The sequence below is a fragment of the Streptomyces albicerus genome, assembly GCF_008905045.1.
GTDB classification, from domain to species: domain Bacteria; phylum Actinomycetota; class Actinomycetes; order Streptomycetales; family Streptomycetaceae; genus Streptomyces; species Streptomyces albicerus.
Genome location: NZ_VWMY01000019.1, coordinates 75,725 through 100,930, shown reverse-complemented (window position 1 = coordinate 100,930; position 25,206 = coordinate 75,725). Strand labels below are relative to the sequence as shown.

Below are 25,206 nucleotides of genomic sequence, written 5' to 3'. Positions count from 1 at the left end.
TCGTGTGAGGAGACCCAGTGCCTGAAGTTCTCAAAGCCCCCCTGGTCGTCGAGTTTCCCTTCACTCGTTCCCTCGGGCCCGTCCAGAGTGCGTTCCTCACCGGGCTGCGCGAGCGGGTCGTGCTTGGGGTGAAGACCGTTGACGGGCGGATTCTGGTGCCGCCCGTCGAGTACGACCCCGTCACGTCCGATGACCTCCGCGACCTCGTGGAGGTCTCGCCCACCGGTACGGTCACCACCTGGGCCTGGAACCACGAACCTCGCCGGGGCCAGCCGCTGGACACGCCGTTCGCCTGGGTCCTGGTGAAACTGGACGGCGCCGACACCGCCCTCCTGCACGCCCTCGACGCGCCCGGCGGCCCCGAGTCCGTACACACCGGAATGCGGGTCCGGGTCCGCTGGGCCGAGGAACGCTCCGGTGCCATCACGGACATCGCCTGCTTCGAGCCGTACGAGGGCGGCAAGGACGGTACCCGCGAACTCACCGGCCACGACGGGCAGTTCGCGGACATGGTGACCGGTATCGTCGCGCCGGCCCGTCTCGACTACGTCTATTCGCCCGGCCGTGCCCAGTCCGGTTACATCAACGCGCTCGTCGAGCGGCGGACCGTCGGTGAGCGTTGCCCGTCCTGCCGCAAGGTGTACGTCCCGCCGAGGGGTGCGTGCCCCACCTGTGGTGTGGCCACATCGGAACAGGTCGAGGTGGGGCCGCGGGGCACGGTCACGACGTACTGCATCGTCAACATCAAGGCGAAGAACCTCGACATCGAAGTGCCTTACGTCTATGGGCACATCGCCCTGGACGGCGCCGACCTCGCCCTGCACGGCCGTATCGGCGGCATCCCCTATGACCAGGTGCGTATGGGCCTGCGCGTCGAGCCGGTGTGGACGGACGGGGGCCGCTATCCCGACCACTACCGGCCCACCGGCGAACCCGACGCGGACTACGACACGTACAAGGAGCTGGTGTAGATGCCCGCGCCGCGGCCGCTGAGGGACATCGCCGTCGTCGCCTTCGCGCAGACCGATCACCTGCGCACCACCGACGAGCTCTCCGAAGTCGAGATGCTCATGCCGGTCCTGCACCAGGTGCTGGCCAGTACCGGTCTGAAGACCAGCGACATCGGCTTCACCTGCTCGGGTTCCACGGACTATCTCGCGGGCCGGGCGTTCTCCTTCACGATGGCGCTCGACGGGGTCGGGGCCTGGCCGCCGATCTCCGAGTCCCATGTGGAGATGGACGGGGCCTGGGCGCTGTACGAGGCCTGGACGAAGCTCCTCACCGGCGAGGCCGACACCGCGCTCGTGTACGGGTTCGGCAAGTCGTCACCCGGCTCCGTACGCGACGTACTGACCAGGCAGCTCGACCCGTACTACGTGGCGCCCCTGTGGCCGGACTCCATAGCCCTGGCGGCTCTTCAGGCGCAGGCGCTCATCGACGCGGGTGACACGGACGAGCCGGCGCTCACCGCCGTCGCCGCCCGCAGCCGTGCCTCGGCCGCGGACAACTCCCATGCCCAGCTGAGGGGTTCGGTGCCGCGGGGCGACTATGCCGTACGCCCCCTCCGTACCGGCGACTGCCCGCCCATCGGCGACGGAGCGGCCGCGGTGATCCTCGCGGCGGGGGAGCGGGCCCGCGAACTGTGCGAGCGGCCCGCCTGGATCCGGGGCATCGACCACCGGATCGAGGCACACGGTCTCGGTGTACGGGATCTGACCGACTCGCCGTCCACGCGGCTGGCGGCGGAGAGGGCCGGAGCCTTCGAACGGCCTGTCGACACAGCCGAACTGCACGCCCCGTTCACTGCTCAGGAGGTGGTACTGCGCAAGGCCCTGAGGCTGGACGAGAGTGTCGACGTCAACCCGTCCGGGGGAGCGCTCGCCGCCAACACCGTCATGGCCGCGGGTCTCATCCGCATCGGCGAGGCGGCCGCCCGGATCCAGCGAGGCGACTCCAACCGCGCGCTCGCGCACGCCACGTCGGGTCCGTGTCTGCAACAGAACCTGGTCGCCGTACTGGAGGGAGACCCGCGATGAGCAAGGAGCCCGTGGCCGTCGTCGGGATCGGCCAGACCAAGCACGTCGCGGCCCGAAGGGACGTGTCGATCGCGGGACTTGTCCGCGAGGCAGCCCAAAGGGCGCTCCAGGACGCCGAGTTGACGTGGGCGGACATCGACGCCGTCGTCATCGGCAAGGCGCCCGACTTCTTCGAGGGCGTCATGATGCCCGAGCTGTACCTCGCGGACGCCCTCGGCGCGGTCGGCAAACCGATGCTGCGCGTCCACACCGCGGGCTCCGTCGGCGGCTCCACCGCCCTCGTCGCCTCGAACCTGATCGCGGCCCGCGTCCACGGCACCGTACTGACCCTCGCCTACGAGAAACAGTCCGAGTCCAACGCCATGTGGGGCCTGTCCCTGCCGATCCCCTTCCAGCAGCCTCTGCTCGCGGGTGCCGGCGGCTTCTTCGCCCCGCACGTGCGCGCGTACATGCGGCGCACCGGCGCCCCCGACACGGTCGGCTCCCTCGTCGCGTACAAGGACCGCCGCAACGCGCTCAAGAACCCGTACGCCCACCTCCACGAGCACGACATCACGCTGGAGAAGGTCCAGGCCTCACCCATGCTCTGGGACCCCATCCGTTACTCGGAGACCTGCCCGTCGTCCGACGGCGCGTGCGCGATGGTCCTCACCGACCGTGCGGGAGCGGCCCGTTCGCCGCGGCCGCCCGCCTGGATGCTCGGCGGCGCGATGCGTTCCGAGCCGACCATGTTCGCGGGCAAGGACTGTGTGTCGCCGCAGGCCGGCAAGGACTGCGCGGCCGACGTGTACCGGCAGGCGGGCATCGCGGATCCGCGCCGCGACATCGACGCGGTCGAGATGTACGTCCCGTTCTCCTGGTACGAGCCCATGTGGCTGGAGAACCTGGGCTTCGCCGACGAGGGCGAGGGCTGGAAACTCACCGAATCCGGGGTCACGGAACTGGACGGGGACCTGCCGGTGAACATGTCGGGCGGCGTGCTGTCGACCAATCCGATCGGGGCCTCCGGCATGATCCGGTTCGCCGAAGCCGCACTTCAAGTGCGTGGACAGGCCGGAGAACACCAGGTCGAAGGCGCCCGTCGAGTCCTCGGGCACGCCTACGGCGGCGGGTCCCAGTTTTTCTCGATGTGGCTGGTCGGAGCCGAACCGCCGGTCTCCTGAAGGTGTCCCCCTCACGTGGCCTGTGCGCGGCAGTAACCGAAAGCTAGGCTGGCCGCGGACGACGAACCGGGAGGAGCACGGACGTGGCCGAGAGCACCATCCAGCAGCACCCGCTCGCGGGCTGGGACAAGCCGGAGCTTGACCTCAGCAACGCCGACTGGCACTCCAGCAGCCGTGGGCTTGGGGATGTCCAGATCGCCTTTGTCGAGGGATTCATCGCGATGCGCAACAGTGGCCGCCCGGAAAGCCCCTCCTTGATCTTCACGCCCGCGGAATGGGGCGCGTTCGTGTCAGGGGCGCGGGAGGGGGAGTTCGACCTCACGTGAGAAGGCGACCTCACGCGACTGGACGTGGGGGAGCCTGATCCGACAAGAGGGTTTTCCTTCCCTTTTTCCGGACACGCGATCTTCGGCACCTTCCTGGGGTCACGCCTGAGCGAGGCTGGCCCCGGGAAGCAGAAGACGGCGTTCCGGAGGCGAGGATTCCATGAGCACCCTGCCGGTCATCGCGGCGGTCGACGGGTCGGACGACAGCCTGCGCGCCCTGGACTGGGCCCTCGACGCGGCCCGTAGGCGCGAGGCGCCGCTGCACGTGGTCCATGTGCGGGAGTACGCGCCCTGGGCGCGCCCGGAGACCCTCACCGTCGGGCAGCCGGAGACGGAGACCGACCGCGTCCTCGATCACGTGCGCGTCCGACTGGAGGACCGGGCCGACCTGCCGGTCACGGAGTACGTCTCCCTGGACGGCGCGCCCGCTGCCCTGCTGCCCGGCCTCGGCGCCGACGCGCAGCTGATGGTGTTCGGCTCCCGCGGCCGCGGCGGCTTCGCGAGCCTGCTGCTCGGCTCGAACGGACTGGCCGCCGCGCGCGACGCGGAGTGCCCCGTCGTCGTGGTGCCCCGGCCCGGACGCGAGGTGCACGACTCCGAGCTCGTCGGGCCCGGGCCGCGCGTGGTCGTCGGCCTGCACGTGGACAGCCCGAACGATCCGGCCCTCGCCTTCGCGTTCGCCGAGGCCGCCCGGCGCGGGGCACGCGTCCAGGTGGTCGCCGCGTATCCCTGGCCCGCACAGGCGGGTGACTTTGTCCCGGCCATGATCGTCGATCAGGACGCCATCGAGTCCGAGACCAGAACGCTGGCCGACGGCTTCGTCGCCCCGCACATCGGGCGGCATCCCGAGGTCGGCGCCGATCAGCACGTGGTGCCCGGCGACGCGGCCGGTCACCTCGTCGCGGCCTCCAAAGACGCCGACCTCGTGGTGGTGGGCCGCCACCGGCGACGGCTGCTCGCGCCCGCCCGGATGATGGGCTCGGTCACGCAGGCGGTGCTGTTGCACGCGGCGAGCCCGGTGGCGGTGGTACCGCCGGACGGCGAGGAGAGCTGAGTCGGGCAGCGAGGGCGGTTCAGCCCAGCGCTGAGGAGTGCTGAGCCCGAGAGTGAGGGCGGTTCAGCCCAGCGCCGAGCAGTACTGAGCGGCACGCACGCGCGTGTTTCGCATGCCCTGGCGCGGGTGTCGCGGTCGCTGCGGCGTCGCGGTTCGCGATCACGGCCACAGCAGCTGTTTGTCCCAGCCCTCCCCGGACCGCAGATACGCCAGCCGCGTGTGGCGTCGCTCCTTGTCGCCCTGCCAGAACTCGACGGACTCGGCGCGCACCGAGTGCAGGGTCCAGCCCGGCGCCACCAGATCCGGCTCGGCCTCCAGACGGGCCAGCGACTCCTTCACGGCCGCGTCGCGCTCGGCGAGGTCCGCGAGAGGCTGAGACTGACGGCCGAGGAGGGCCTCGGCGCGGGCTCCGGCGCCCCGTGCCAGGAAGTCGGCCGCACTGTCGTCGGGGCTCTCGGGCACGACCGGGCCGCGCACCCGGACCTGCCGCGCGAGCTGGGGCCAGTAGAAGGTGAGCGCCGCAAAGGGCCGCTCGGCGAGGTTCCGGGCCTTGACGCTGCCGCCGTCCGACGCGAACTGCCAGCCGTCCGGGCCGAGGCCCTTGAGGATCAGTGTCCGCGCCGTCGGATCCCCGTCGGCGCCCGCCGTCGAGACCGTCATCGCGTGCGGCTCACGCACCCCGGCGGCCACGGCTGCCAGCAACCACTCCACGAACAGCTCCGCCGGTGTGTCCGGGGCCACGGACGGGTCGAACGCGGGCAGCTCGCCCGCGAACACCTCCAGGCCGCGCAGCAGTTGACGCAGATCCTCCACGGACCCTCCCCGGTCGTACGCTCATGAACCTGCTCGTTCACTAATGGATGAGGCCGACCGTATCATTAGCACCATGAACGTCTCGATCAGCGCGGACGCACGGCTTGCCCTGGACCTCGCCGTGACCATCCGCTACGACGGCCACGGTGGAGTCGCCGACGACCTCGCCACCGCGGCGGGCCTCACCGCCTGGGTGCGCGAGCATCCGGAAGCCGGCGCGGACGGGTTCGAGGCCGACGAGACCGAACTGGCCGCGGTACGGGACGTCCGCGCCGCCGTCCGCGCTCTGTTCGCCCGCGCCGTGCGCCCCGGCGAGCCCAGCCCGGCCGACGCGGCCCGGCTGATGCCGGTACGGGACGCCGTCGAGCGGCTCAACATCCGCGCGGCCCTGGCCCCGACGGTCCCCGTGCTGTCGTGGCCGGAGGGCGCCGACCCCGCCATACGCCAGGAACCCGTCCACGGCGGCGCCGAGCTCACCGCGACCCTCGCCCGTGCCGCCATCGCGTTCCTCGCGAGCCCCGACCGGCAGCGGCTGCGCGCCTGCCACGCGCCGCGCTGTGTGCGCTACTTCCTCAAGGACCACCCGCGTCAGGAGTGGTGCAAACCGTCGTGCGGCAACCGGGCCCGTGTCGCCCGCCATCATGAGAGGCACAAGAAAACGGCATAGCCTCCGTGTATGAGCGGCACGAGCGGCATGGGCGCGGAACGTGATCTCGGTCGACTGCTGAGCGGCATGGAGCCCGCCCTGCACCCCGGCCGCTTCGTCTTCACCACCGTCCCCGGCGCCACGGCGCCTCCCGGTCTCTCGCCGGTCGTGACCGTCGTCGAGGACGAGGGTCTGGCCCTCGTCGTCGAGCAGGAGGACGCCGACGCCGCACGACTGACGTACGACTACGTGGCCGGCTGGATCACCCTGCGGATCCACTCCGCGCTGGACGCCGTCGGCCTCACCGCCGCCGTCGCCCAGGCGCTCGCGGAAGCGGGTCTGAGCTGCAATGTCGTCGCGGGCTTCCACCACGACCACCTCTTCGTGCCGCATGAGCGCGCGGCCGAGGCCGTGGCCCTTTTGGAACAGCTGGCCGACCGCTCCGGTCAGTGACGGTCGGACGGGTCCGCGGCACTCGCAACAGGTGTGGGCATACAGATGGTGGCCGGAGCGCGGTCAACGGACGCGGTCAACGGGCGTCGACCCCACGCCGATCCACCCCTCGGGGCACGTACCATTGCGGCATGTCCTTCCTCCGCCGCCGCAGCGCCACTCCCGCCGGGCCCGACTTCGACGTTCTGGCCATGGACCCGGGCGACTGGCCGGGCAATCTCGGTGCGGGCCTGCTGCCCGCGCCCGACGGAAGCTGCCAGGGTGTGTTCCTGCGCTACGACCTGTTCGGCGGCCGCGGCCCCGCGATGATCATCGGCAATCTGCCGGAGGGCTCGCCGGCCCGGGACGTCGCCGAGGGCGAGGTCCCGTTCGAGGTGGCGCAGCTGCTGGTGGCGCTGGAGAACGAGGAAGAGGTCACGGTCGTCGGTGCCGAGGACATGCCGGTCATGCAGGGCGACAACCTCCTCATCGTGCGCCGCCTCAAGCTCTCCGAGACGCGCATCTCCTGCGTACAGTTCGACCGCAGTGACAACGTCCTGGTGACGATCGCCGCCTGGGACCGCCCCATCACCGACGACCTGTACGCGCTCCTGAAGCCCCTGCCCGCGGAGCTCTTCCAGCAGGGCTGAACCCCGCCGCCCGGAACCCTCTCCGCACGTGCCGTGTCATGACCCTTGCCGCTCGGGTGATCGGACCTCTAGCGTCAGGGGTCATGTCGTATGAGCCGCATGAATCGCAAGAGTCCTGTGAGCCGCACGAGGTATCCCGAAGAGCCACCCTGAAAACCGCAGCTGGCGGTGCGGCCGGTCTCGCCCTGGGCGCAGAAGCCCTGATGCCCTCCGGGGCCGAGGCCGCAGATACCTCCGATGTATCGCCTGGTCGGCCGCAGGGCGAGGCACAAGCCCCGTCACGGGAGCCATCGGTGCTCCGGTACGCCGCCCCGGCCGCCGACTGGGAGCGCGAAGCCCTTCCCATCGGCAACGGGGCGCTCGGCGCCATGGTGTTCGGCACGCTCGCCTCCGAGCGGCTGCAGTTCAACGAGAAGACCCTCTGGACCGGTGGCCCCGGCTCGGCCCAGGGCTACGACTTCGGCAACTGGCGCGAGGCCCGCCCGGGCGCGATCACCGCCGTGCAGGACCAGATCGACGCCGAAACCCGCCTCGACCCCGACTCCGTCGCCGCCGAGCTCGGCCAGCCGCGCGTCGGATACGGCGCCCACCAGACGTTCGGCGACCTCCACTTCGACATCCCGAACGCAGCGGCGACGCCCCCGGACACGTACCGGCGCGAACTCGACATCGACAGCGCCGTCGCGACCGTCGTCTACACCCACCAACAGGTGCGCCACCAAAGAGAGTTCTTCGCCTCGTACCCCGACGGCGTCATCGCGGGACGGCTGAGCGCCGACCGGCCCGGCAGCGTCACCTTCACCCTTCGCCACACCTCGCTCCGCAGCGACTTCACCGCCACCGCGGCCGACGGGAAGCTGACGGTGCGCGGCACGCTCGCGGACAACGGGCTGCGCTTCGAGGCACAGATCCGCGTACGCAGCGCAGGCGGAACCGTCACCTCGAACGCCGACGGCACGATCACCGTGACCGGTGCCGACAGCGCCTGGTTCGTGCTGGCCGCCGGCACGGACTACGCCGACACCTACCCCGACTACCGCGGCGAGGACCCGCACGCCGCCGTCACCCGCACCATCGACAAGGCCGGCGAACGCTACGAGTCACTGATCGCCCGTCATGTCCGCGACCACCGCGCCCTGTTCCGCCGAGTGGCCCTGGACTTCCGTGCGGAAGTGCCCGACGTCCCAACGGACCAACTGCTCGCGAATTACACCGGCGGTACCACCGCCACCGACCGTGCCCTGGAAGCCCTCTACTTCCAGTACGGCCGCTACCTCCTCATAGCCTCCTCACGCCCCGGCTCGCTCCCCGCCAACCTTCAAGGCGTGTGGAACAACAGCACCTCGCCTCCGTGGTCGGCCGACTACCACGTCAACATCAACCTGCAGATGAACTACTGGCTCGCCGAGGCGGCGAACCTCGCCGAGACCACAGCCCCGTACGACCGTTTCGTCGAGGCGCTGCGCGCCCCCGGACGCCGTACGGCGAAGGACATGTTCGGCTCGCGAGGCTGGGTCGTGCACAACGAGACCAATCCGTACGGCTTCACGGGTGTGCACGACTGGTCGACGGCCTTCTGGTTCCCCGAGGCGGCCGCGTGGCTGACCCAACAGCTGTACGAGCACTACCGGTTCGGGGGTTCCACCAAGTATCTGCGCTCCACCGCCTACCCGGTGATGAAGGAGGCAGCCGAGTTCTGGCTCGACAACCTGCGCAACGATCCGCGCGACGGCTCCCTCGTCGTCACGCCCAGCTACTCGCCCGAGCACGGTGACTTCACCGCGGGCGCCGCCATGTCCCAGCAGATCGTGCACGACCTGCTGACCAACACCCTTGAGGCAGCCCGGATCCTGGGCGACAGCCCGGCCTTCCGTCGAGAGCTGGAGAAGACCCTCGCCGACCTGGACCCCGGCCTGCGCATCGGATCCTGGGGTCAACTCCAGGAGTGGAAGGCGGACTTGGACGACCCGAACGACGACCACCGCCACGTCTCCCACCTCTACGCCCTGCACCCCGGCCGCCAGATCGAACCCGGCAGCAAGTGGGCCGCCGCCGCGAAGGTCTCGCTCACCGCACGCGGCGACGGCGGCACGGGCTGGTCCAAGGCCTGGAAAATCAACTTCTGGGCGCGGCTCCGCGACGGCGATCATGCGCACAAGATGCTCGGCGAACAGCTCAAGTCGTCGACGCTGCCGAACCTTTGGGACACCCACCCGCCGTTCCAGATCGACGGCAACTTCGGCGCGACCTCCGGCATCGTCGAGATGCTGCTGCAGAGCCAGTACGACGCGATCGAGGTGCTCCCCGCGCTGCCGGCCGCCTGGCCGGACGGTTCGGTGCGCGGTCTGCGTGCCCGCGGGGGCGTCACCGTCGACATCGACTGGGCCGGCGGTCACGCGACCCTCATCGCGCTGACCGCCTCCCGGACCGGGCGTCTCACCGTCCGCAGCGATCTGCTGCCGGACGGCGAGATCACGCTCAAGGCGATCGCCGGGCGGAGGTACACCTGGGGCGAGAAGTCCTAACAGGGAGTCCGGGTCAGGAGTCCCTGCAAGACGCCCCTCACCTCCCGATCGTCTCCGCGTCCAGGAAGTGGAACCCGGGCCGTGGGTGCATGAGGAAATCGTGGTGGGAGATGTTCCACGCGTAGGCGCCCGCGAGCGCGAACGCCACACGGTCGCCCGCCCTGAGCCCCGGCGCCGGGACATTCCGGGCCAGGACGTCCTTCGGAGTGCACAACTGGCCGGTGAGCGTGACCAGTTCGCGTTGCGCCACCGGCCGAGGCCAGGGGTACGACCAGTCCTCCACCTCCAGCACGGAGCAGGGCTGATCGTGCCCCTTGGTCGCCGGAGTGCGCAGGTGGTGCGTGCCACCGCGCGCGACGGCGAACTCCTCGCCGTGGCTGTGCTTCACGTCCAGCACCTCGGTCGCGTACCAGCCGCAGTACGCCGTCAGCGCCCGCCCGGGCTCGATACGCAGCGTCAGATCCGGGTGCCTGGAGGCGAGTTGGGCGAGCCCCTCGCCGTACGCGGCCCAGTCGAAACGCGACTCGGGGACGCCGTAGTCGACCGTCATGCCCCCGCCGACGTTCACCTCGGCGAGCCGCACCCCATGCCGCTCGGCCAGCCCCACGGCCCAGCTCACGATCGACTCGGCCACCGTGAGCAGTTCGGGAGCCCGGAGCCCACTGGCCAAGTGGGCGTGGACGCCCCGGAGTTCGAGGTGCGGATACGTGCCGTCGGTGAGCAGGCGCACGACCGTGTCCGCCTGGGACGGATCGAGTCCGAAGGGGGCGGGACGGCCACCCATCGCAAGCGAGCTCGCGGCCAACGAGCCCGCCGCCACAGGGAGGTTGAAACGAGGCAGGACCGCTACCCGTGTGCCGGGCGCGGCCTGCCGGGCCAGTGCGGCCAGCATGTGCAGCTCGTGCGCGCTCTCCACATGGAAGCGCTCCACACCCCGCTCCAGCGCGGCCGTGATCTCGGCGGGTGCCTTGCCCGGACCGCCGAAGGCCAGCGGACGGCCCGGCACCGCCTTGGCGACATGGGCGAGTTCGCCGCCCGACGCGACCTCGTAGCCGTCCACGTACGGGGAGAGAGCGGCCAGAATCTCCGGCTCGGGGTTGGCCTTGGCCGCGTAGTAGAGCTCGACGCGCTCGGGCAGGGCGGCCCGCACGAATGCGGCGTGTTCCCGCAATGCGGCCAAGTCGTAGACGTAGGCGGGGAGTTCGGAGGAGGGCAGCGACAGGACGCGGTCCCGTACTGCGGCGGTGAGGATGGTCATCGGGTATTCCCGGTCGTGTGGCGCAGGATGTCCTCGCCGAGCGGTGAGGGCAGACGGACGTATCGGGCCTCGCGGTCGGCCTTGCGCTCCCAACGGGTGAGGAGGTTCGCCTTGGCGGGCAGGGGCACCCCGGCGAGCAGCGCGGCCAGCGGCGGTGGGCAGCCGTACCGGTCGGCGTATGCCTGGAGCGTGCCGCGGACCGCCGCCCAGAGCGCGGGCTCGGCGTGCGGGTGCAGGTCGGCGAGGGCGGCGAGCAACTCGGCGACGTGGTTCACGAGCAGGCAGTAGACGACCCGGTCCCAGCCGCGCTGCGCGTCGTACGTCATCGGGCCCGCTACCTCGGGCGACAGCGCGGCGAGGGTCTGGGCGTGGTGCTCGGGCACGAGCTTGGTGCCCTCCAGGTCACGGAAGAGGACCTGGGCGGGCATCCCGTCGCCGTCGACGCAGATCAGCACGTTCTGCAGATGCGGTTCCAGCACCAGACCGTGGTCGAAGTAGGCGGCCAGGACGGGCGGAGCGAGCAGCCTGAGGTAGGCCGACCACCAGTCGAGCGCGGCCTGCGCGTCGGCGTCGCCGAGGAGACGGGAGATGTGCGCGCCACTGGTCGGATACTCGTCCGCGACAGTAGCCGCCAGCAGCGGGGTGGTGCCGGGCAGCAGCCGCCGCGTCAGGCCCTCACGGACGATGACACCGAAGCCTTCGAGCAGCTCACGGTCCGGTGTTCCGTCGTGGCCCGGGAGGGCGAGGCTGCGGTACCCGGGCTCGCGGAGCACCGCGCTGCCGGGGAAGCGTTCGGCCAGGTCGGCCAGGGCAGGGCCCAGGACACGGGTGAGCGCGACGGCTCCGGACAGCTCGTAACTCGCGTTCTTGCGCAGGCAGTTGGTGATCCGCACGTTCAGGCTGAACTTCAGGAACGACTCGCCGTCGTACAGCGTCCGTACGGATGCCGTCGCGGCGAAGGGCCTGCCGCCCAGGCCGAGGTCAAGGATGTCCCCGCGACGCAGCGCGGCGCCCAGCGACGGGTGCTCGCGCAGCATCGCGTACTGCCAGGGGTGCACGGGCAGCAGCCGATAACCGTCGGGTACGTCGCCGCCGTCCAGCCGGTCCAGCCGGTCCAGCCGGTCCAGCCGGTCGAGCGGATCCAGAGCCCCGGGCTCCGCCGCTTCCTCGGCGATCAGGTGCTCCCGTACCGCGAGGTACCGCAGGGGGAAGACCGCGCCGGCCTCCGGCGCGTACGCCGGCCAGGAGTCCGCGTCCCCCGTGCGCGCCTTCGGCGTGGGGTGGAAGCGGTGCCCGAACAGCAGCGACTGCTCGGAGGCGAGGTAGGCGGCGACGGGCGTGTCCCCTGGAGTCGCGCCGGTCCCGGTGCGTACGAGGAGTGCGGCGGCGATGGTCCGATGGCTGGAGTCGATCTGCTCCAGGAACTCGTCATTGCGCACACCGGTACGCAGATACAGCTCGTCCTGCGTGTACTCGGCCAGCCGTCGCCAGTCGACCTCGCTCCAGCCGCCGTCGGCCGTCTGCTCGCTCACCGGGCCGCTGAAGCGATGCGCGCCGAGCAGCGACGTACGGCGCAGGGCCACGCGCAGCAGCACGCCCCGGCGCGGGAGGCGCAGCAGCAGATGACCGTCGGTGAAGGCGGTCTGACGCTCGGGGCCAGACACCTCGCGCAGCAGACAGTTGAGGAGCGTGTGCGCCACGGCCTCGTCGGCGGAGGGGAGTTGGGCCTGCGTGGCGGGTGCGGGGGTGCTACCGAGCGACTCGGTCAGCGAGGGCATGTTGGGCTCCAGCGGGTGCAAAGAGAGCGGAGGATGGTCGCGCATAAGGTGAGCAGGGCGACGGCGCTGCCGATCAGTACGGGTACGGCCGAACCGAAACGGGCGCTGCCCGCCGCCGCGACCACGCCGGCGGCGACCGCGCCGGCTGTGGAGAAGAAGGCCGGCGAGCCGAAGAGCCCGCCGGGGGCACGCAGCAACAGCCGATTGCGGCCGAAGCGGTCCGCGAGCTGCCCCCACAGCGGGGCGCCGAGCACGCCGTACACGATGGGAACGACATCCAGCAAACCCGCCCAGCGAACCGTCCGGTCGACGAGTTCCCGCGGGATCTCGGTCAGGAACGGCGACACGCCCAGCGCCGCGAACGACGGCACGAAGCAACAGCCCGCGACGGCGTGCACGTGCCGGGGGGCCGAACCCGGAGCGCGGCATCCGCAGGACCACGGCGCTCATGCCGAATCCCCGCCCTGCAGAAGGTAGTTGGGGCCGCTGGTGTAGTGCTTGTTGATGTCCGCCGCGCCCGAGCGTTCCTTGGTGAGCAGGGTTCCCGCGGTGACCATCGCCTTGACCGGAAGCCGCGGCGCATCCAGCACCTGGGCCCGCAGTACGGCACCGGGCTCGCCCGCTCCCGTTCCGAGCCGCTCGACCGCCTCGGCGAGTCGGTCGCGTACGAGCCGCAGCAGCACCGGCAGGGGAGCGCGACCGTGCCGGGCGAGCCCGAACGCGTAGGCGCCCGCGCACAGATGGACCGTGATCGTGGTGAAGAGGTCGATGACCGGCTGGTCGCTCTCGCTGAAGATCCGTGCGTCGTCGAAGTCGCGCGGACCGGGAGCGTCATCACCCAGCCGCCCGCCCAATCGCTCACGCAACCGCCGGGTGTTGATGCGCGGCCCGTCGTTGTCCTGCAACAGTAGCCGTAGCCGCGTACGACCGTCGACCTGCCGGTCGAGGACCAGCGAGACGTTCTGCTGATGCGACTCCAGCGCGATCCCGTACCCGAACAGCGTGGTCTGCCAGTCGAAGAGCAGGGTCAGACAGGCGTCCAGCAGGGCGAGCGGATCGCCGCCGTAGAAGCGGTCGGCGAGGTGATCGACAACCATCCGTCCGCCAGAGCCAGAGCCAGAGCCAGAGCCAGAGCCAGAGTCAGAGCCAGGGCTGGGGCTGGGGCCGGAGCGCGGACCAGAGCCAGGGTTAGGGGCTTCCGCGAGCAGCGCGGCCATGGGGACGACGACGGAGTTCTCGAGACCGGCGGGGTAGCGCCGGAACAGCGCGGCGAGCAGTTCGTGCCCGGCGTGCGCGTACACGCTCTCGTCGGCGTGCAGGATCGTGTCCTGGAAGCGTGGCTCGCGGGTGACGACCTCCTCGATCAGACGCTGCCCGGCGGCCCCGTCGACGAGTGTGCCGGGCTTGATGGTCCGCCGGTTGCGCAGCCCCAACGTGGCGGTGGCCAGGGGCAGTTTGACGTGCAGTGACGGATCGGCGGACAGGGCCACGGTGCGCATCGACAGGGTCGGCACGGCGTTGAGGTGCGCACGGTCGGCGAGCACTGCGTGGTCCGCCAGCCCCGTGGCACGCAGGGCACCCTCGAGCGGGGCGCCGACGGTCAACGGATGTATGGGCAGAGCCACGTGAGTGCGGTCGAGATCAGCCAGACCGAGCAGCGCGGGCGTGGGCCAGCCGTCCGGAAACGCCCCCGTGACCGCCTCCCGAGGCAGGGCCAGCCAGCGCAGCGCGAAACTAGGGTGGAACTCCGGTGCGTACGCCCGTAGTTGCTCCTCGGCGAGACCGGAGCGGCCGCGCGCGGTCGGGTAGACGGGATGGTCCAGGTGGGCTGCGAGCGTGTCGAACGCCAGCGCGCCGATCAGCCCCGTCCACTGAGCCGGAGCTGGACCATGACGCTCCGTCAGCCGCTTGGTCACCTGCGCACGAGCCGATGTGTGCATCCGCATGGTGGCCAGCGTCTGGCGGCACTCCTCGGCGAAGGCGTCGAATCCGTCGTGGTCGGCCGGTTCGGCGAGGGCGCGCAGCGCGGCGAGGACGGCGTCGCACGTTTCGTATGTCTCTTGCCGGAGAGGAGCCGCTTCCTCGGATTCCCCTGCGAGGGACTCCTTTACGAGCAAGGGCAGTCGGGCCGCGTACGCACACTGGAACCCGTCCTCGGTGACGGGCATGAGCAGGGCCTGCCCGTGGCCGTCGGCCCGCCGCAGCCAGGCCCCGTCCGGCCGTTCGACGCGGGTGCTGCGCGTGCGCAAGCCGACCACGTCCTCGCGCAGCAGAGCGCTGAGCACCCGGATCATCAACTCGGCCTCGGCGGCGTCTGCCACCTCGGAGACCGATGTGGTCGCGGCCGTCACCGCTGGATCTCCCACCACTGCCCGGCCAGGAACTCGGCCACCGCCTTGTCCACGGCCGCCTGATCGGTACCCATGGCCCGCAGCACGCCGAGGAAGTCGCGATTGGTGCGATACAGCTCGTGCCGCTCCCCGATCTCGCGAAGTGGACGGTACGTCAACTGCACGCCGTCAACGGTCAGTTCCACGGCGGCGGGGGCCGCGATGAGCGTCCCGCCGCTCTCGGCGTAGGGATACTCCAGACGGGCTGCGCCGTCGCGTCTCACACCCAGGTCCGCGGGCAGGCGCTCACCCAGGTGCGTACGGAGGATGTGCTCGAAGAGCGGGATCTCCAGCAGCCTGGCGAGCAGCAGATCGCACTGGTCGCCGATGGCCCGGTAGTTGACCTCGATGATGCGTGCCCGGCCCTCGTGGACCACGAATTCGGTGTGGCAGGCGCCGAATCCGACGCCGAGCGCGTCGAGTTGGGCCAGCACCTGGGAGACGACCGGGTCGGGATGGGCCGTGACGAAGGTCAGCCGTTCCTCGATGAAGTACGGCGGCGGTGACACCTCGGTGTGGAAACCGCCCAGGACATGGCGGACGTGACCGTCGCCGAGCGTCTCCAGGGTGTAGAGCTCACCGGGCAGATACTCCTCGACGACCAGGGCGGCCCCCGAGCGACGGCTCTGGATCTCCGCGCAGTGCGCCACCAGCTCCTCAGGACCGTCGGCCAGCACGACGTCCTCGCTGGCCACGCCCTCGCGAGGCTTGACGACGCAGGGGTACGGCACGTCGAGCGCGGTCAGGTCGGCGGGATCGGTGACTTCCGCCGCCCACACCGCGTCCGCGCCGGTGGCGGCGAGATGGCGACGCATCTCGGCCTTGTCCTTGGCCCGCAGGGTGACCGACCAGTCTTTGCCGGGCAGGCCGAAGTAGTCGGCGGCCAGGGCGGCCTGGGTCTGCAGATGGTCGCTGTTGGTGAAGACCGCGTCGGGGCGGTGGTGGGTCGAGATCCGGGTGACGACGGAGCGGAAGTCGCGTACGTCGCACTTCAGGATCTCGATCCCCGGATATGTGCGCCGGTGGGCGTCCGGCTGGTCGGTCAGGACAGTGACGTCCAGGCCGAGCCGCGCCGCGGCGGGCAGGAACCCCTCGGTGACGGAGTCGGTCGGATTGAGGGCAAGCAGATACAAGCGCATGGGCAGGGACAACGTCCGCTCGTGAGTGGGAGGTTGAGGGGCGGGCCGGTGGCGGAGGCCCGCTCCGGTCAGCGGGAGTTACCTACTCGGGAGCCCCATACCGGTGGCCTCGCCGAGCGCGAGACGTACGGGACCGACGTCACCCGATCGACGCGCCGGCGCCTGGGTGAGCACCGCCGCACCCGTCGGACCGGCGAACGCGAACCACACATACTCGGCAAGGCGGTTGGGGTGCGGCGCGAAGGTGGCGACGACAACGGGCACACCCGCAGGTGCGGCCTGTTCGGTCGCAGTCACAATGCGTGAGGTCAAGTTAGGCATATTTTACTTTTCAACCAGCTGTGGAGGCACGGTGACGTGCACCTCCCTTGATCGCTGTTCGGGAGGTGCGGTCACGCACTGCTGTTGGCGATCTCTATACTAAGGTAAGGCTTACCTCTTCTGCTCGCGTTGCCCCCCATGTATCAGGAGTTCCGATGACCGTGGCCCTGGAGACCGTGTCGACCGGTGCAGCCACGTCCGTGTCCCGCCTTCTCGCGGGCACGTATCGACAACTGGCCGAAGTGTGCCCGGCGTTGACGGTACGGGTGGCCGACCCTGAGCCGGGCCGCACCCAAAAGGGTGTGAGCGGCATCGAGTTGACGGAGAATCAGGAAGCCCTCAACGCCTTCGTCGAAGCCGAGGCCGCTCGCATTGAGGAACGCTACGACCACACCCCGCGCCGGGACGTCGCCGCCTCGCGTGCCCTCCACGACTACGTGTGGTCGGTCGGCCTGCTGATGAGCGGCGTCTGGTACCTCACGGGCAGGGTGCCGCGGATTCACCCCGAGGACGTACGCCTCGACCTGGCGACCGCTGTCTTCGAGATCAGCCCGGGACCGGACCTCGCCTGCCTCCCGGGCGATCCTGTCGCCGCACTCCCCGGCGTGCTGACGGCCCCTCACGAGGAGGCTCTCCGGGCTGAGTTGAGGGTGGCGATCGCCGACCACATGGAACCGCTGCTCTCCGCGATCGCCCCGCACATCCGGCGCGGCCCGCGCGCCCTGTGGGGCATGGTCACCGACGACCTCGTCTCCGGCATCTGGTACCTCGGCCGCATGCTCGGCCAGGAGCCCGACGCCGTACGGGCCGCGACCTCGCTGCTGCCCTCCGCCGTCCCGCCCTTCCCCGGCGGCGCCGACTTCCGCGACCTCACCGACGGCGACGGCCGGCAGCACCCGACCCGCACCCGCATGGGCTGCTGCCTCTACTACACGATCCGCCCGGCCGAGGCCTGCGCCACCTGCCCGCGCACCTGCGACGCGGAACGGCTGCGCCGACTCAAGGGCTGAGTTCCGCCACACGAGCCGTACGGCGGGCGCCGGCGTACCCTCCCGCGTACGGTGGCTTCAGGCGGCCGGTACATGTCTCACGACAGGAGACGCACGATGACGGGCGAACCGACCTTCTTCGAAATCGGCGTGGCCGACCCCGAGCGGGGCCGCGCCTTCTACGGAACCCTCCTCGGCTGGACCTTCGAACCCGGCACGTCCGAGGGCGGAGGCTTCGCCATCACCACCGACGGAGTGCCGGGCGGTATGCACGGTGGCGACGCCGGAGCCTCCCCCTACCTCTTCTTCCGGGTGGATGACCTCGACGCCGCCGTCGCCCGGGTCCGTGACCTGGGTGGCACGGTGGAGGAGCTGGGCGAGGGCGGCGGCGACAGTGAGGAGACGGCCGCCCGGTTCGGCCGGTTCAAACTGTGCCGCGACGACCAGGGCTCCCCGTTCGGACTGCACCAGCCGCCGAAGTGACGGCCTACGAAGCGGACGGCATCACCCGCACATCGGCGGCTCGCACGAACGCCACCCGGTGCCCGAACTGGATCTCGTAGTACATGTCCGAGCCGCGCACCACCCGATGCGGCGTCGTGTCGAACGTCGGGGCGTAGAAGTACTCGCCCGGCACCTTGTCGCCGACGGCGTACTTCTGCTTTTCGAGGAGCTTGTACGGCAGCGGCGAAACCGCCTGGACGGGCACACCCTCCGGGTAGGCCTCCTTCTCCGGGTACGCGCGCCCGTATACGGGGATCTCCGCCAGACCCGCCTTGGGCTTCACGACGAGACCGGCCGCGTTCACCGCTGTCGGCTGCCTCTTGGGGTTCTTGAACCAGGCCTTCTGCCCCAGGTACCAGACCGCCGTCCAGTCGCCGTCACGTCCGGCGACCGCGTACCGCTGGCCGGTGGAGACGCGCGAGCCCACGTCGTTCACATCGGTCGTGGAGTCCTCGCCCTTGGGCCGCAGACCGACGTCCTTGACGAGAGGGGCGTCCTCGCTGGGCCGGGTGTAGAGCCGTACGGCGCTTGATCCGTGCGCCGCGCAGGCCTCGCCCGCGGTGACGCATCCCGTGAACTCCGGCTGGTTCTTGGTGAATTGGGGGAGTACGGTCACCAGCCCGCCGTTCGATCCGGGCGTGGCGCGCAGCGGCTTGCCCAGCAGCGTGAAGTAGTGCTGCCAGTCCCAGTACGGGCCCGGGTCGGTGTGCATCGACGGGATGGTCGCCGTCGTCGGTCCCGGCACCGTGTCGTGGCCGAGGATGTGCTGCCGGTCCAACGGGATGCCGTACTTCTTCGCGAGGTACTTCACCAGCCGCGCCGACGTCCGGTACATCTCCTCCGTGTACCAGGCGTCCGGCGCCGCGAGGAACCCCTCGTGCTCCAGCCCGATCGACTTGGCGTTGACGTACCAGTTGCCCGCGTGCCAGGCGACATCCTTGGCCTTCACGTGCTGGGCGATGTGCCCGTCGGTGGAGCGCAGCGAGTACTGCCACGACACATAGGCCGGATCCTGGACCAACTTGAGAGTCGTGTCCCAGGTCGCCTCGGTGTCGTGGATGACGATGTACTCGATGCTCTGGGACTTGGGCCGGTCGCCCAGATCGTGGTTGCCGTAGTCCCCGTCGCCGAACTCCTCGTACGGCGCCGGAATCCACTCGCACGACACGGTCGCCGGGCACTCGGTCCCGTCCGCGTTGGCCCCTCGCAGCCCCGCCTGCTTCAACTGGGCAGTGTCCGGGCGCAGTTGTGGCTGCGATGCCAGCGCGATCTGCTGGCCCGCGTCCGTCGTGCGCTGCCCACCCCGGCGGATCACGTCGAATACGTCAGCGGCGTACGTCGCCGCTGTCGTCGTGTCGTCGGCGCCCGAGTAGCGTGCCACCGCCCCGTACCAGTCGGCCGCGTCGTCGCTGAGCGGCTCGCCGAGCTGCTTCTGGGCGGCGGCCAGCAGTGCGGCACCACCCGCCACGTTGGCCGCCGCGTCCGTGCGCAGTTGCTCCGCCGGAATGCCGGTCAGTTCGGCCGCCTTCGTCAACGTCTTGAGCCGGGCCGGGAGTTGAGCGTTCTCCGGGGCCTTCGCTTCCGGCGATTCCGGGAGCAGAGTCGCGCGTGAGTCGTCGCCGCGCGCGTCCTCCGTGCCGTCGCTGTGGTGCGGTGCCACGGTCCGGGCGATCGCGGTGCGCGCGTCGGTCAGATGCATCGGTCCGTAGCCACCCGTGACACTCGGCGCCCCGTCGTGCGCGTCCCAGCGGGACTGCACATAGGAGACGGCGAGGAGCACACTCTGCGGCACGTCGTACTCGGCCGAGGCGGCGGCAAAGGCACTCTGCAGACGCGCCGAGGGCACTGACGTGCTGCTGTCGGAGGGGGCGGCGCCGAGCAGCGGCAGCAGCAGCGCAGCCGAGGCGACGGCACCCGCGGCCCTGCGCGCGCGTCTGTTCCCGGCGGAAGGGCTGGAGTCGGTGGCGGCGGTGGCGGATCCTCGCAAGGCAGGCCTCCTGGGACGATCGAGCGCGATGGTGCGTGCGGGGCCGGGCGTGCGTCAGTGGTACCGGCTCTCCGACGATCCGTCAATCATGCCCACGGGCAGGCGATTTCCCATGTCAGCGGCGGGTATCGAGGGTTTCGCGGCGGCAGTGGGCGGGCCTGCGGGGCGTCAGTGGAGTGGACCTGTGCCTTGTTCGGGGGAACGCCCTCGCCGAAGCAAGGCGGTCGCGGCCGTCGGGCTCCCCGGCCCTGGTCTTGCGGACTGGCCGTCATCGGGCAGCCGATCCACCGGCATCGGGCCACGGGCCTCCCCGGCATCACGGGCTGCTATGGGCCTCCCGGCACCACGGGCCTCCCGGCACCACGGGCCTCCCGGCATCACAGGCTTCCCAGCAACGAAGCGTCTGTCTCGCGTCTGTGGGGCGCTGGTGTCCAGGAGGCCGATCCGCCACGCTCCCCGCACCGGGCAGCCGGGATCTTGGCATGACGAAGGTCCGCGATGCGCCGCTGTCCCAGGCGCACCGCGGACCACCATCCCCGTCAGCGAGTGCCGACCGCCGCTCGAACGGCCCTGCGGGCCATCTGGCAGTCGTCGTGCAGCCGCCTCAGCAGCAGCCGCTGTTCCTCGCCGGACGGCGCAGCACCCGGGTGGGCCGGTCCCGGTGCCGCCGGGGTCGCCTCGTGCATCGAACGCTGCACGGCCGTCTCGTACGTACGGATCTCCCTGGTGAGGACGAGCATCAGGTTCACCAGGAACGCGTCGCGCGCTGCGGGTCCCGCCGACTGAGCGAGCTGGCTGATCTGCCGCCGGGCGACGGGCGCGTCCCCGAGGACCGCCCACAGTGTCGCCAGGTCGTACCCCGGCAGATACCAGCCCGCGTGCTCCCAGTCCACCAGCACTGGACCGGCCGGTGAGAGAAGGATGTTTGACAGGAGAGCGTCGCCGTGGCAGAACTGGCCCATGCCCTGGCGGCCCGCCGAGTGCGCGATGCCGTGCACCAGCTTCTGCAGATCGCCCATGTCCCGGTCGGTGAGCAGACCCAGCTCGTGATACCGGGAGATCCGCGCCGCGTAGTCCAGCGGGGCCTCGAACGTGCCCGCCGGCGGACGCCATGCGTTGAGCCGGCAGATCGCGCCAAGCGCCGCCCTGATGTCCGCGCGCGGCGGGGACTCCGCCGGATGCCGCTGCAGCGCCGCCACCCGTCCCGGCATCCGCTCGATCACCAGCGTGCAGTTGTCCGGGTCCGCCGCGATCAGGCGCGGCACCCGCACCGGAGGCCGGTGCCGCACGAACGAGCGGTATGCCGCTATTTCATGGCGGATCCGCTCGGCCCACACTGGGGAGTGGTCCAGTAAACACTTGGCTACGGCGGTGCTGCGTCCTGTCGTGCCGACAAGGAGCACGGAGCGGCCGCTGCGGCGCAGCACCTGCACCGGAGCGAACTCCGGACAGATCCGGTGCACCGACGCGATCGCCGTGCGCAGCTGCGCGCCCTGAGGGCCGGACAAGTCGAGTCTCCCGCTGAGCGGTTGGGTGCCGAGCCCCGGAACGCGCCGAGTCCGACCGGCACCGAGCACGGGGGCCGCCGCGGGGCGCGCGGGGTCGAGGTAGGGGCCGCTGCCGGCCGGGCGGGCGTGCAGCGACCGGGGCGGAGCGGACACGGAGGACGATGCTGCGTACATGGGCGAAACAGATCCCTTCGTGTGCCTGCGATTGCCGCGCTACCCGCCCCGGTCGCCCTGGTGCACCCTGGGGAATGTCCCTTCGGCGACCGGGTCGGGGTGGCGCGTTCCTACCTGACACCCGATGCCCAGTGGCACACCATCTGGCGTGCCCTGGCGAACCCTGGCGAATAGTCCCGGAGCAACTGACAGACGGTTACTGTCAACTCAGCCGAGAACCTGGGGGCTTGACGTGAGCGGACAACCCAACACCCGCCTTTCGGACCTGTTCGGCCTGGCCGGCTGGTCCAAGGGGGAACTCGCGAGGATGGTCAACCGGCAGGCGGCGGCCATGGGCCACCCCCAGCTGGCGACCGACACTTCAAGGGTGCGGCGGTGGATCGACATGGGAGAGATCCCGCGCGATCCGGTGCCGCGGGTGCTGGCAGCACTGTTCACCGAGCGACTCGGCCGTGTCGTGACCATTGAGGATCTCGGTCTGGTCCGGCACGGGCGCACGGGGAAACGGCAGGGCGGCGGGAGTGTGGAACATCCCGACGGAGTGCCGTGGGCGCCCGAGCGAACCGCCGCGGTCCTCACCGAATTCACGGGAATGGACCTCATGCTCAACCGACGCGGCTTGGTGGGCGCGGGCGCCGCGCTCGCCGCAGGATCCGCACTCAGCAGCGCCATGCACGACTGGCTGCACACCGATCCGGCCCTGACGGCCGACGCCCCTGACATCGACAATCCCCTGCATGCCGACCCCGCTGGGTTCGACCGCTACGAGGCCGCCCCCATCGGGTCGCAGGAGATCGAGGAACTGGAGCGCTCGGTCGAGGTGTTCCGGGCCTGGGACGCGGCCCGCGGCGGCGGGCTGCAACGCAAGGCTGTCGTGGGACAGCTCAACGAAGTAGGAGGCATGCTCTCCTACCGACATCCTGACCATCTGCAGCGACGCCTGTGGGGCGTCGCCGCCAACCTCGCCGTCCTCGCGGGCTGGATGTCGCACGACGTCGGCCTGGAGCCCACGGCTCAGAAGTACTTCATCATCGCCGCGCACGCGGCCCGAGAAGGCGGCGACCGGCCCCGTGCCGGCGAGGCGCTCTCCCGAGCGGCCCGCCAGATGGTGCACCTCGGCCGGCCCGACGACGCGCTCGACCTCATGAAGCTCGCCAAGTCGGGCTCCGGTGACGAGGTCCTGCCGCGCACCCAGGCCATGCTCTACACCATCGAGGCCTGGGCACAGGCGTCCATGGGCAAGGGCCAGGCCATGCGGCGCACCCTGGGGGAGGCGGAGGACCTCTTCGTCTCGGACAAGGGTGATGTACCGCCGCCGAGTTGGATGCAATTGTTCGACGAGGCCGACATGCACGGGATGCAGGCCCTGGCCTACCGGACGCTCGCGGAGCACGAACCATCCGCGGCGGCCGTCGCGCAGCGCCACGCCAAGGAGGCGCTGGAGCTGCGGGAGAAGGGCCGGGACCGGTCGAAGATCTTCGACCATATCTCGCTCGCGTCCGCCTGCTTCATCGCCGACGACCCCGAACAGGCCGACCGGTACGCACGCCTGGCCCTGACCTCGATGGGCTCGAACTCCTCCCATCGCACCTGGGACCGGCTGCGTGAGATGTACCGGCTGACCGGGCAGTACTCCAGCTATCCGAAGATCCACGACCTGCGTGAGGAGATCAAACTGTCGCTGCCCAAGGGCGCGTTGAAGACCCGGGGCGGCAACAGCTCACGGGCATAGGGGGCTTATGCCGCTGTATCGGCAAGCGGCCGTAGCGATAAATCAAGATCAACCAACAAGCGCCGGGACTGTTTTCGGCTGTGGGCCGACGTCAGGTGGCAACCCTGGCGATCAGTACGCAGGCGTCGTCCTCGCGCTCCGTCTCACCGAACTCCTCCACGACCGTCCGTACGCAGTCCTGTGCGGCGCGTGCCTCGCCGAAGCGGGGTGCCAGGTCGAGGAGACGGCTCACGGCCGCGGTGTCTCCCGCGCTCTCGGCTGCGTCGCCCGAGCCGGGGGACCCCCATCGCCGGGGGACCAGTCCGTCGGTGTGCAGGAGGAGCAGGTCGCCCGGTTCGAGTGCCTCTTCGGCCTGCCCGTAGTCGGCACCCGAGGTGGCGCCGAGCAGGACGCCGTCCGGCGGCGTGAGCATGCGCCCCGTCCCGTTGCGGAACAGCAGCGGGGCGGGGTGTCCTGCCTGCGCCCAGGTGAGCGTGCGGGTCTCGGGCCGGTAGCGGCAGCACACCGCGCTGCCCAGGGCCGGCTGGACCGAGGCGTCGAGTAACTGGTTGAGCCACGCCATGAGCTGGCCGGGCTCGGTGCCCGCCACGGCCATGCCGCGCAGGGCGCCGATCATCATCGCCATGCCCGAGGTGACCGTGACGCCGTGACCGGTGAGGTCTCCGACGCTCAACAGCGTTTCTCCGCCGGGCAGTTCGAGGGCGTCGTACCAGTCGCCGCCGATCAGCGCACTCGTCGACGACGGCAGATAACGGGCGGCCAGGTCGAGTGTCTCCGGTCCCTGGTGCGGGAGCCGCAGGGAACCGCGCCACGGCGGCAGCACGGCTTCCTGCAACTCGACCGCGAGCCGGTGCTCGGTCTGCGCGAAGTGCCGTTGGTGCTGCAGCGAGTCACGGGTCTCACTGACGGTCCGCTGGCTGCGGCGCAGCTCGCTGACGTCTCTCAGTACCGCCCACATCGAGGCGGTGCTGCCGTCGGCGTCGAGCACGGGCTCGCCCATCATGTGTACGGTCCGCACGCCGCCGTCGGGCCGGACTATGCGGAACTCGCCGTCGATCGGCTTGGCGTCGATGAGACAGTCCGTGACCATCGCCGTCAGCCTCGGCCGGTCCTCGTCGAGCACCACGGAGGGCAGTTCGTCGAGGGTGAGCGGGGGAGCGGCGGGGTCGCGGCCGAGGATCTGGTAGAGCTCGCCGGACCAGCTCGCCTCGTCCGTCAGCAGGTTCCACTCGGCGCTGCCGACCCGGCTGAGCAGTGAGCCCTGCCCCGGTGCGGTCGGCACGGCTCGCACGGTGAGGGCCGCCGCCTCGTGCTCGACCGGCACGGGCGGCGGGCCGTCCCTCAGCTGCGCCAAGTGCTCGTCGAGATCGTTGAGTTGATGCACCGCAAGGTCGCACAGGGCGCGCTGCCAGCGTCCCTCCGGGTCCGCGCCGTCGGCCGGCGCGTCACGCCGTACGGCATCCACCTCGCCCCGCAGCCGACGCGTCTGCGAAATGAGCGCGTCGACCGAGCCGCGCGGAGGCGGCTGGGCGGCCGGGTGGTCCGCCGAGAGATGGGACGGCATGACGTACTCCGATACAGGCACGGTACGACCAAGGCTGAGGGAAGGACCGGTTACGACTGTTGCACAGCCTGCGACGCGCTGTAAGGGATTTGGCAACACACGATGTGGTGGTGCCTCTGGCATATGTCGCAGTCCTTGCGGAGGATACTGATCGGATGGATTCAGTACGGGCGTCGCTGGTCAAGTCGTAGAAGACGTAGGCAAGTTGATGGGTGTC

The 25,206-nt window shown here is 70.5% G+C and carries 22 protein-coding genes; 12 read left to right on the top strand and 10 right to left on the bottom strand.

Features of this window, described 5'->3' with window-relative positions; translation table 11 throughout:
* Nucleotides 1-17 precede the first annotated feature (17 nt).
* From GAS53_RS18705 to GAS53_RS18685, 5 genes are all read left to right on the top strand, one after another.
* Nucleotides 18-971 carry a Zn-ribbon domain-containing OB-fold protein gene (locus GAS53_RS18705; RefSeq protein ID WP_151478769.1) on the top strand — a complete coding sequence of 318 codons (954 nt, stop codon included), beginning with the start codon at nucleotides 18-20 and terminating at the stop codon, nucleotides 969-971.
* Nucleotides 972-2,036 carry a thiolase domain-containing protein gene (locus GAS53_RS18700; protein ID WP_151478768.1) on the top strand — a complete coding sequence of 355 codons (1,065 nt, stop codon included), beginning with the start codon at nucleotides 972-974 and terminating at the stop codon, nucleotides 2,034-2,036.
* Nucleotides 2,033-3,199 carry a thiolase domain-containing protein gene (locus tag GAS53_RS18695; protein WP_151478767.1) on the top strand — a complete coding sequence of 389 codons (1,167 nt, stop codon included), beginning with the start codon at nucleotides 2,033-2,035 and terminating at the stop codon, nucleotides 3,197-3,199. The genes GAS53_RS18700 and GAS53_RS18695 overlap by 4 nt, the downstream gene beginning before the upstream one ends.
* Nucleotides 3,200-3,282: 83 nt before the next feature.
* A complete protein-coding gene (locus GAS53_RS18690; RefSeq protein ID WP_151478766.1) occupies nucleotides 3,283-3,525 on the top strand; it encodes a DUF397 domain-containing protein in 243 nt (80 codons plus the stop codon).
* A gap of 160 nt (nucleotides 3,526-3,685) precedes the next feature.
* Nucleotides 3,686-4,579, top strand: a complete 894-nt coding sequence (locus GAS53_RS18685) for a universal stress protein (protein WP_151478765.1) — start codon at nucleotides 3,686-3,688, stop codon at nucleotides 4,577-4,579.
* A gap of 159 nt (nucleotides 4,580-4,738) precedes the next feature.
* Here the strand turns inward: GAS53_RS18685 and GAS53_RS18680 are convergent, their stop codons facing one another.
* Nucleotides 4,739-5,392, bottom strand: a complete 654-nt coding sequence (locus GAS53_RS18680; RefSeq protein WP_151478764.1) for a pyridoxine/pyridoxamine 5'-phosphate oxidase — start codon at nucleotides 5,390-5,392, stop codon at nucleotides 4,739-4,741.
* A 73-nt stretch (nucleotides 5,393-5,465) separates the two neighbouring features.
* Here GAS53_RS18680 and GAS53_RS18675 point away from each other — a divergent pair, with 73 nt between their 5' ends.
* The 4 genes from GAS53_RS18675 to GAS53_RS18660 all read left to right on the top strand — a co-directional run bounded on the left by GAS53_RS18675 (nucleotide 5,466) and on the right by GAS53_RS18660 (nucleotide 9,645).
* Nucleotides 5,466-6,059, top strand: a complete 594-nt coding sequence (locus GAS53_RS18675; RefSeq protein WP_151478763.1) for a CGNR zinc finger domain-containing protein — start codon at nucleotides 5,466-5,468, stop codon at nucleotides 6,057-6,059.
* Nucleotides 6,060-6,086: 27 nt separating this feature from the next.
* Nucleotides 6,087-6,491 carry an ACT domain-containing protein gene (locus GAS53_RS18670; protein WP_151478833.1) on the top strand — a complete coding sequence of 135 codons (405 nt, stop codon included), beginning with the start codon at nucleotides 6,087-6,089 and terminating at the stop codon, nucleotides 6,489-6,491.
* Nucleotides 6,492-6,622: 131 nt separating this feature from the next.
* Nucleotides 6,623-7,120, top strand: a complete 498-nt coding sequence (locus tag GAS53_RS18665; RefSeq protein ID WP_151478762.1) for a hypothetical protein — start codon at nucleotides 6,623-6,625, stop codon at nucleotides 7,118-7,120.
* A gap of 293 nt (nucleotides 7,121-7,413) precedes the next feature.
* Nucleotides 7,414-9,645 carry a glycosyl hydrolase family 95 catalytic domain-containing protein gene (locus tag GAS53_RS18660; RefSeq protein WP_151478761.1) on the top strand — a complete coding sequence of 744 codons (2,232 nt, stop codon included), beginning with the start codon at nucleotides 7,414-7,416 and terminating at the stop codon, nucleotides 9,643-9,645.
* Nucleotides 9,646-9,682: 37 nt separating this feature from the next.
* On the opposite strand, the gene GAS53_RS18655 is transcribed toward GAS53_RS18660, so the two are convergent.
* The 6 genes from GAS53_RS18655 to GAS53_RS55205 form a co-directional block, all read right to left on the bottom strand.
* The gene (locus tag GAS53_RS18655) at nucleotides 9,683-10,903 is read right to left on the bottom strand and encodes a type III PLP-dependent enzyme (RefSeq protein WP_151478760.1); all 1,221 of its coding nucleotides are present in this window, start codon (nucleotides 10,901-10,903) and stop codon (nucleotides 9,683-9,685) included.
* Nucleotides 10,900-12,681: an IucA/IucC family protein gene (locus GAS53_RS18650; RefSeq protein ID WP_151478759.1), complete on the bottom strand. Its 1,782-nt coding sequence runs from the start codon at nucleotides 12,679-12,681 to the stop codon at nucleotides 10,900-10,902. Before GAS53_RS18650 ends, GAS53_RS18655 begins: the two co-directional genes overlap by 4 nt.
* Nucleotides 12,669-13,052 carry a hypothetical protein gene (locus GAS53_RS55210; RefSeq protein ID WP_192583167.1) on the bottom strand — a complete coding sequence of 128 codons (384 nt, stop codon included), beginning with the start codon at nucleotides 13,050-13,052 and terminating at the stop codon, nucleotides 12,669-12,671. The genes GAS53_RS18650 and GAS53_RS55210 overlap by 13 nt, the downstream gene beginning before the upstream one ends.
* Nucleotides 13,053-13,127: 75 nt before the next feature.
* Complete coding sequence (locus GAS53_RS18640; RefSeq protein WP_404829252.1) at nucleotides 13,128-15,032, bottom strand: IucA/IucC family protein; 1,905 nt, start codon at nucleotides 15,030-15,032, stop codon at nucleotides 13,128-13,130.
* Complete coding sequence (locus tag GAS53_RS18635; RefSeq protein WP_151478758.1) at nucleotides 15,029-16,210, bottom strand: ATP-grasp domain-containing protein; 1,182 nt, start codon at nucleotides 16,208-16,210, stop codon at nucleotides 15,029-15,031. Before GAS53_RS18635 ends, GAS53_RS18640 begins: the two co-directional genes overlap by 4 nt.
* A gap of 78 nt (nucleotides 16,211-16,288) precedes the next feature.
* Nucleotides 16,289-16,522 carry a hypothetical protein gene (locus tag GAS53_RS55205; RefSeq protein ID WP_192583166.1) on the bottom strand — a complete coding sequence of 78 codons (234 nt, stop codon included), beginning with the start codon at nucleotides 16,520-16,522 and terminating at the stop codon, nucleotides 16,289-16,291.
* Between the two features lie 164 nt (nucleotides 16,523-16,686).
* Between GAS53_RS55205 and GAS53_RS18625 the strand changes: the two genes are divergently transcribed.
* Together GAS53_RS18625 and GAS53_RS18620 are read left to right on the top strand one after the other, a co-directional pair.
* Nucleotides 16,687-17,541, top strand: a complete 855-nt coding sequence (locus GAS53_RS18625) for a (2Fe-2S)-binding protein (protein WP_151478757.1) — start codon at nucleotides 16,687-16,689, stop codon at nucleotides 17,539-17,541.
* Between the two features lie 96 nt (nucleotides 17,542-17,637).
* The gene (locus GAS53_RS18620) at nucleotides 17,638-18,003 is read left to right on the top strand and encodes a VOC family protein (protein ID WP_151478756.1); all 366 of its coding nucleotides are present in this window, start codon (nucleotides 17,638-17,640) and stop codon (nucleotides 18,001-18,003) included.
* A gap of 4 nt (nucleotides 18,004-18,007) precedes the next feature.
* On the opposite strand, the gene GAS53_RS18615 is transcribed toward GAS53_RS18620, so the two are convergent.
* Nucleotides 18,008-20,011 carry an N-acetylmuramoyl-L-alanine amidase gene (locus GAS53_RS18615; RefSeq protein WP_151478755.1) on the bottom strand — a complete coding sequence of 668 codons (2,004 nt, stop codon included), beginning with the start codon at nucleotides 20,009-20,011 and terminating at the stop codon, nucleotides 18,008-18,010.
* 539 nt (nucleotides 20,012-20,550) lie between these two features.
* Nucleotides 20,551-21,693: an aminoglycoside phosphotransferase family protein gene (locus GAS53_RS18610; protein WP_151478754.1), complete on the bottom strand. Its 1,143-nt coding sequence runs from the start codon at nucleotides 21,691-21,693 to the stop codon at nucleotides 20,551-20,553.
* A gap of 232 nt (nucleotides 21,694-21,925) precedes the next feature.
* On the opposite strand from GAS53_RS18610, the gene GAS53_RS18605 reads away from it, so the two are divergent.
* Nucleotides 21,926-23,425 carry a DNA-binding protein NsdB gene (locus tag GAS53_RS18605; protein ID WP_151478753.1) on the top strand — a complete coding sequence of 500 codons (1,500 nt, stop codon included), beginning with the start codon at nucleotides 21,926-21,928 and terminating at the stop codon, nucleotides 23,423-23,425.
* 91 nt (nucleotides 23,426-23,516) lie between these two features.
* Here the strand turns inward: GAS53_RS18605 and GAS53_RS18600 are convergent, their stop codons facing one another.
* The gene (locus GAS53_RS18600; protein WP_151478752.1) at nucleotides 23,517-24,989 is read right to left on the bottom strand and encodes a PP2C family protein-serine/threonine phosphatase; all 1,473 of its coding nucleotides are present in this window, start codon (nucleotides 24,987-24,989) and stop codon (nucleotides 23,517-23,519) included.
* Nucleotides 24,990-25,206: the final 217 nt, after the last annotated feature.